The organism is aff. Roholtiella sp. LEGE 12411 (genome assembly GCF_015206995.1).
Lineage (GTDB): Bacteria > Cyanobacteriota > Cyanobacteriia > Cyanobacteriales > Nostocaceae > Komarekiella.
In genome coordinates this window covers 1-1,358 of the sequence record NZ_JADEXR010000318.1, presented here as the reverse complement: position 1 = coordinate 1,358, position 1,358 = coordinate 1, and the positions used below count along the sequence as shown (strand labels likewise).

Here is a 1,358-nt window from a genome sequence, read left to right as displayed (position 1 = left end):
GGGTGTTTGAGGAATCACCAATTATTGTATTTTAGTGCTTTATCACAATATATGTTTATGGTAGAGTAAGCACATCAAGGAGGTGATGCTGAGTGTTACACAAGGTTGTACAAGTCCGTTTATATCCGTCACTTGAGCAACAAACACAACTGGCTCAAACTTTTGGGTGTGCTAGATGGTGGTGGAATTATGCTCTAAATAAATCTATTGAGACTTACAAGGAGACAGGTTTTGGGCTTGGCCGTGCTGCACTCAACGCATTCCTTCCTGCACTCAAAAAAAATGAACAGACAATGTGGTTATCTGATTGTTATAGCCAAGTTTTACAGGCTACAACACTCAATCTAACTACGGCGTACAAAAACTTTTTTGAGAAACGTGCTGGATTTCCTAAATTCAAGTCTAAGCACGGAAAACAGTCTGTCCAGTATCCTCAAAACGTCAAGATTATAGATGGCAATGTTAAACTTCCTGGCAATATTGGGATAATCAAAGCCAAAATACACAGACCTCTTGAGGGGAAAGTCAAAACTGTTACTGTAAGCAAAACGTCATCTGGTAAATACCTTGCGTCTATACTGACCGAGCTAGAGGGTGAAAACCCAATTATTTCAGAAGGTAAGATATATGGAATTGATCTAGGTTTGAAACACTTTGCTGTCGTCACGGACGGCGAAAAAGTTTCCAAATACGATAATCCCAAGCATCTTGCCAAACACGAGAAAAATCTCAAACGTAAACACAAAAAATTAGCACGTAAACAAAAAGGGAGCAAGTCAAGAAATAGATATAGAAAAGTTGTTGCCAAAGTGTACGAACGAGTTAGTAACTCAAGGCAAGATTTTCTGCATAAACTTAGTTACAAGTTAGTCAGCGATAGCCAAGCTGTCATAGTAGAGAATCTTAATGTCAGGGGCATGGTGACGCTCGAAGACTCGCTAACGCTACGCTATCGTAATCATAAATTGGCGAAATCAATATCTGATGTAGGGTGGGGAACATTCACTAACTTTTTAGCTTATAAGCTAGAGCGCAGAGGTGGAAAGTTCGTTGAGATTGATAGATGGTTCCCCAGTTCAAAACTCTGTCAAAAATGTTTGTATCAAATAGGTGAGATGCCATTGGATGTCCGGGAATGGACTTGCCCTCATTGCAATACTCATCATGATCGGGACGCGAACGCCGCGCAGAACATTAGAGCAGAGGGTATCAGAATGATAAAGGCGGAAGGTTCAGCCGTCTCTGCTGTAGGAGGGGAGGTAAGTCCTACTCTTGGGCGAAAGTCTATAGTAGTGGCACTCCCCTATGATTACAGAAGCCCCAACTTCAACCGTACTCGGTAAGTTGGGGTAGTTCAC

1 pseudogene is annotated in these 1,358 nt (G+C 41.5%); it reads left to right on the top strand.

The annotated features are described in order from the left end of the window. Nucleotides 1–92 precede the first annotated feature (92 nt). Nucleotides 93–1,353 (top strand): annotated as a pseudogene (locus tag IQ246_RS29665) (RNA-guided endonuclease InsQ/TnpB family protein). Nucleotides 1,354–1,358 lie beyond the last annotated feature (5 nt).